Annotated in this window: 5 protein-coding genes and 1 pseudogene; 3 read left to right on the top strand and 3 right to left on the bottom strand. The window is 72.7% G+C overall.

The genetic code is table 11. The features are described from left to right. The coding region (locus NBZ85_RS27705) for a metallopeptidase TldD-related protein (RefSeq protein ID WP_261562938.1) at positions 1–1123 on the top strand (1123 nt) is incomplete at its 5' end. 30 nt (positions 1124–1153) lie between these two features. Here NBZ85_RS27705 and NBZ85_RS27700 read toward each other — a convergent pair. The 3 genes from NBZ85_RS27700 to NBZ85_RS27690 form a co-directional block, all read right to left on the bottom strand. After that, positions 1154–1708, bottom strand: a complete 555-nt coding sequence (locus NBZ85_RS27700; RefSeq protein WP_261556217.1) for a bacterial proteasome activator family protein — start codon at positions 1706–1708, stop codon at positions 1154–1156. A 72-nt stretch (positions 1709–1780) separates the two neighbouring features. Continuing rightward, positions 1781–2764 carry an NAD(P)H-quinone oxidoreductase gene (locus NBZ85_RS27695; protein ID WP_261556216.1) on the bottom strand — a complete coding sequence of 328 codons (984 nt, stop codon included), beginning with the start codon at positions 2762–2764 and terminating at the stop codon, positions 1781–1783. An 84-nt stretch (positions 2765–2848) separates the two neighbouring features. Next, positions 2849–3079 carry a hypothetical protein gene (locus NBZ85_RS27690; protein ID WP_261556215.1) on the bottom strand — a complete coding sequence of 77 codons (231 nt, stop codon included), beginning with the start codon at positions 3077–3079 and terminating at the stop codon, positions 2849–2851. A 521-nt stretch (positions 3080–3600) separates the two neighbouring features. Between NBZ85_RS27690 and NBZ85_RS27685 the strand changes: the two genes are divergently transcribed. Together NBZ85_RS27685 and NBZ85_RS27680 are read left to right on the top strand one after the other, a co-directional pair. Further along, positions 3601–4578, top strand: coding sequence for a SigE family RNA polymerase sigma factor (locus NBZ85_RS27685; RefSeq protein ID WP_261562936.1), 978 nt, complete (start codon positions 3601–3603; stop codon positions 4576–4578). Then, positions 4579–4839 (top strand): annotated as a pseudogene (locus NBZ85_RS27680) (hypothetical protein); the annotation flags it as partial. It abuts the gene before it with no gap.

Here is a 4839-nt window from a genome sequence, read left to right as displayed (position 1 = left end):
CACCACAGCTGGGCTGGGCACGGGCGGGCTGGGCACGGGCGGGGGGCCGGTCACGGCCGGCGGAACCTTCGCCGACCCGGCGGCCCGCACGGGCACGGCCGTCTTCGCCGCCTTCGCCCGCGACCTCGCCGAGGCGTTCGGGTCCGCCCGGGCAGAGGGCAGGCGGCTGTTCGGTTTCGCCCAGCACGACGTCACCACCACCTGGCTGGGCACCTCCACCGGCCTGCGGCTGCGGCACAGCCAGCCGACAGGCAGTGTCGAGTGGAACGCCAAGTCCGGCGTGCCCGGCGGCTCGGTGTGGCACGGGCAGTCCACGCACGATTTCACCGACGTGGACGTGGCCGCCACCGACGCGGCGTTGCGCTCCAGGCTGGCCTGGTGCGAGCGGTCGGTGGAGCTGCCCGCGGGCCGCTACGAGACGCTGCTGCCGCCCTCCGCGGTCGCCGACCTGATGATCGACCTGTACTGGTCGGCCGCCGGCCGGGACGCCGCCGAGGGCCGCACGGTGTTCAGCCGGCCGGGCGGCGCGACCCGGATCGGCGAGGCGATCGGGCCGGCGGGGCTGCGGCTGTTCAGCGACCCCGCGGACCCGGAGCTGGCGACGACCCCGTTCGTCACCGCCGCGTCGTCGTCATCGATGTCGAGCGTGTTCGACAACGGGCTGGCGCTCGGCGCGACCGACTGGATCCGCGACGGGGCGCTGGCCGCACTCGTGCAGACCCGCGCCTCGGCCCGCGCCACGCAGAGCCCGGTCACTCCGATCATCGACAACCTGGTCCTGGACGCGGGGGGCTCCGCGTCGCTTGAGGAGATGATCGCCTCGACTCGGCGCGGCCTGTTGCTGACCAGTCTGTGGTATATCCGCGAGGTCGATCCGGAGGTCCTGCTGCTGACCGGGCTGACCCGCGACGGCGTCTACCTCGTCGAGAACGGCGAGGTCACCGGGGCGGTGAACAACTTCCGGTTCAACGAGTCGCCGGTGGATCTGCTGGGCCGCACGGCCCAGCTCGGCGCGGCCACCCGCACCATGGCCCGGGAGTGGGCGGACTGGTTCACACTCACCCGGATGCCACCGATGCGGGTGCCGGACTTCAACATGAGCTCGGTCAGCCCGGCGAGCTGACCGCCGAGCCGCCCTCGGGCGGCGGCACCGTCACAGGTAGGCGCCGCGCCCGAACGTCTCACCGCCGGGCTGCTGCTGCCCGCTCGGCAGCGCCCGGCGGCGCATCTCCTCAAGCTGCGCCCGGGCGGCCATCTGCTGGGCGAACAGCGCCGTCTGCAGGCCGTGGAACAGGCCTTCCAGCCAGCCGACGAGCTGCGCCTGGGCGATCCTGAGCTCTCCATCCGAGGGGGTGCGGTGCTCGTCGAAGGGCAGCGACAGCCGCTCCAGCTCGTCCTGCAGCTCCGGGGCCAGCCCGTCGGAGAGCTCGCGGATCGAGCTGCGGTGGATCTCCCGCAGGCGGACCCGGCTGGCGTCGTCCAGCGGCGCGGCGCGCACCTCCTCCAACAGCTGCTTGATCATCGTACCGATGCGCATCACCTTGTCGGGCTGGGAGACCAGCTCGGCTATCGGGTTTGCGCCGCCGCTCGATTCCCCATCCTGGTCGGGGCCCGGGGACACCGACCGGCCGAGCGAGTCCGGCACGGTCTCGTGCAGGGCCCCGTCGGGCCCGACAATCACGACGCGGGGTTCCGGTTGATCCGTCATGACCCCTATCCTGCCCCGTCAGGAGGCGCTACACGGCGCCGGTGGGCCGACCGGCGACCCGGCCGCGGCCCGTCAGGGCGCAATCGTGAGGATCACCTTGCCGACATGCCCGAGATCGGCCACATGTTGGTGCGCCGCCACCACCTCGGTGATCGGCAGCACGCGGTCGATCACCGGCCTGATCGCGCCGCGTTCGACCGCCGGCCAGAACTCGGCGCGAACCCCAGCGATGATCTCGGCCTTCTCCGCCGGCGGCCGGGCACGCAGGGACGCGGCATGCACCGCCGCCCGCTTGGCCAGCAGGGCTCCGAGGTTGAGCTCGCCCTTCACCCCGCCCTGCAGGCCGATGACGACGAGCCGTCCGCCTACGGCGAGCAGCGACACGTTGCGCGGCAGGTAGGCCGCGCCCATGTTGTCGAGGATCACGTCCGCCCCATGGCCCTCGGTGGCTCCCCGGATCACCTCGACGAAGTCGGAGTCCCGATAGGACACGGCCACGTCGGCGCCGAGCTCGCGAACCCTGGCCAGCTTCGCCGCGGTGCCGGCGGTGGTGGCGATGACCGCCCCCGGCAGCAGCGCACGGACCGCCTGGATCGCGAACGTGCCGATTCCCGACGCACCGCCGTGCACGCAGAAGACCTCGCGGTCACGCAGGTCGGCGATGCCGAACACGGTCGAGTAGACGGTGGCCGCGACCTCGGGCAGGCCGGCGGCCTCGATCAGATCGACTCCGGCCGGGATCGGCAGGAGCTGGCCGGCCGGTACGTTCACCCGGCTCGCGTACCCACCGCCGCCGAGCAGGGCGCACACCTCGGTGCCGACCTCGAACCCGGACACCTCGGGCCCCACGGCGGCCACCCGGCCGGAGCACTCCATCCCGAGAATCCTGGAGTCGCCGGGCGGCGGCGGGTAGAGACCCTGCCGTTGCAGCAGGTCCGCCCGGTTGACCGCCGTCGCGACCACGTCCAGGGTTACCTCGCCCGGCCCGGGAGCGGGCGGGTCAGCCACGCTGGACCAGGACATGACCTCGGGCCCACCGGGAGCCGACACCGTCACCGCATGCACGCTCACACGCTACGACGCCGCCCGCGCCCGCCGACTCGGCGGGGGCCACGGGAACCAGCATGCCCTGCCTGAGGATCAGACCGGTTCGGGCTCGGGTTCGGGTGAGTCGGGCGCCGGCTCGGTGTAGGGCGAGGGTTCGTGCGGCGCCGGCGGCAGGTCCGGCGTGTCGGGCAGCAGCGGGCCCGGGTCGTCCGGGATCGGCGCGTCCGGGTCGAGCGGCGGCGGCGTGTCCGGACGGTGCGGACGGACGCCGGCGGACACCGCGCTCAGGCGCGTCGGGATGGTCGAGATGAATGGGCTGGGCATAGGACCCGCCGTACCCGTTGGTCGGGGCCGCGGAAACATCGCCCCCGCATCGCACGGCCACCGGCTCGCCCAGCCGCGGCCTCGCCTCCCGATCCGAGCAGGCAGGCCGACACGCCGACATCTCCCCGAAGACAACAAAAACGCCGCAGTGACAACGGGAGCGGTCTCGAAACACATAAAGAAAACAACAAAATCCAGCCGACCGACAACAGATGCCCGTTCGGGTGGCGTCGGGCCGCCTCGAGGGACTCCCGCCCGGACCCGCTCACTCCCCCGAAGGGGATGGCGGACAGGTCACAGCGGCGATGGCGGTCCGAACGAGGTGCGGCGTTCGTCTCGCCGTATTAACGGTACAGGAACTGATCAGCACTCAAGTGCCACGACAGACAGCAGATCCAGTCGCTACCGTCATATGCGCATCACCCTGATCTCATGATTCTCTGCAACCAGTCACAGACGACCACAGCATCGACTGTCAGGCCGGCTCCGGGGACGTGCCGGCCAGGACGGGCCCGGGGAGCGTGCCAGTGGAAGCGGTCGCGGCCGACGACGAGCACGAACATCCCCTCAGACAGGCGGAGTTCCACGCGTTCTTCGAAAGCCATCATCGTGCGCTGAGCCGCTTCGCGTACCTGCTGACCGGTGACCACGACGCGGCCGACGACATCACCGCCGATGCGCTCACCGCGGCCTGGTCCAGCTGGGACCGGGTCCGTTCGGCCGAGCTCCCCCTGGCCTACGTCCGGCGCATCGTCGCGAACCTGGCGGCGGACCGGGTCCGCAAGGTCGTACGCGAGCGGCGCGGGCTGGCCGTGCTCGGGCAGCGCGCCGAGCCATCCGCCCCGGTGCCGGACGTGCCGGCGGTGGTCGACCTCCGCACCGCCCTGATGAGCCTGCCGCCGGGCAAGCGGGCGTGCGTGGTGCTCCGCTATGCCTTCGACCTGTCCGAAGGGGAGACCGCCCGGACACTGGGCATCGCTGTCGGGACAGTGAAAAGCCAGACGGCCAAGGGAGTCGCCGAGTTGGAGCGAATCCTTAAGAGAACGGAGCTGCCGCCGACCGCGACGACCCAGCAGGAGGTGACCCCCCGCATGGCGCCCGAGCAACCCGACCTGTCCCAGGGGGGCACGTCCCGGCCAGGTTCGTCCGGGATGAACGGTGCGCGCTCCGGCCGGGACGAGGCCGCCGACGGGCGCGGCACCGGCCAGCCCGACGAATCCGCCGGGCCCGACCGGTCCGCCTTTACTCCTAAGCGCCCGGTCGAGCCGGTTCCCGGCGCCGGTCAGCACCTCGGCGGCGAACTGTTCCCGGCGGCCGGACTGCTGCCCCGACCCGGGCACCCGGCCCGACCCGAACACGCGGCCCGGCCCGAACACGCGGTCCGGCTGGACCACGCGGGCCGGCCCGGGCGAGCGGGTGGGGCGGGGTCGTCAGCCTGGCCCGAGTCGCTGCCCTGGCCTCGGCTGGCCTGGCCGATGTGGCGCGTCGGCGAGGCGTAGATGACACCGAGCACGTCGGGGTTCCAGGAGCCCGACCATGATCGACCCGCCGGGTCGGGACGGATGAGCCGCGCCAGAACGCCGGACGGGAACCTGACGAGCACCGCGTTCCACGAGGAACTGCGCTCCATGCTGGGCACCGAGATGGCCCGGCACCAGCCCGACTCCGACCGGATCCGGCGCCGGCTCGCGGCGGCCGCCGGGCCGCCGCTGGGCCGGTTCTCCCCCCTCCCGCCACGCCAGCCGGGGTCCGTCTCCCCC

This window comes from Frankia tisae (genome assembly GCF_025403405.1).
Classification (GTDB): domain Bacteria; phylum Actinomycetota; class Actinomycetes; order Frankiales; family Frankiaceae; genus Frankia; species Frankia tisai.
This window is presented reverse-complemented; position numbering and strand designations above follow the sequence as displayed.

Coding starts and splice junctions, on each gene's coding strand:
- NBZ85_RS27690 (WP_261556215.1), bottom strand. CDS start 3,079: ATGCCCAGCCCATTCATCTCGACCATCCCGACGCGCCTGAGCGCGGTG.
- NBZ85_RS27700 (WP_261556217.1), bottom strand. CDS start 1,708: ATGACGGATCAACCGGAACCCCGCGTCGTGATTGTCGGGCCCGACGGG.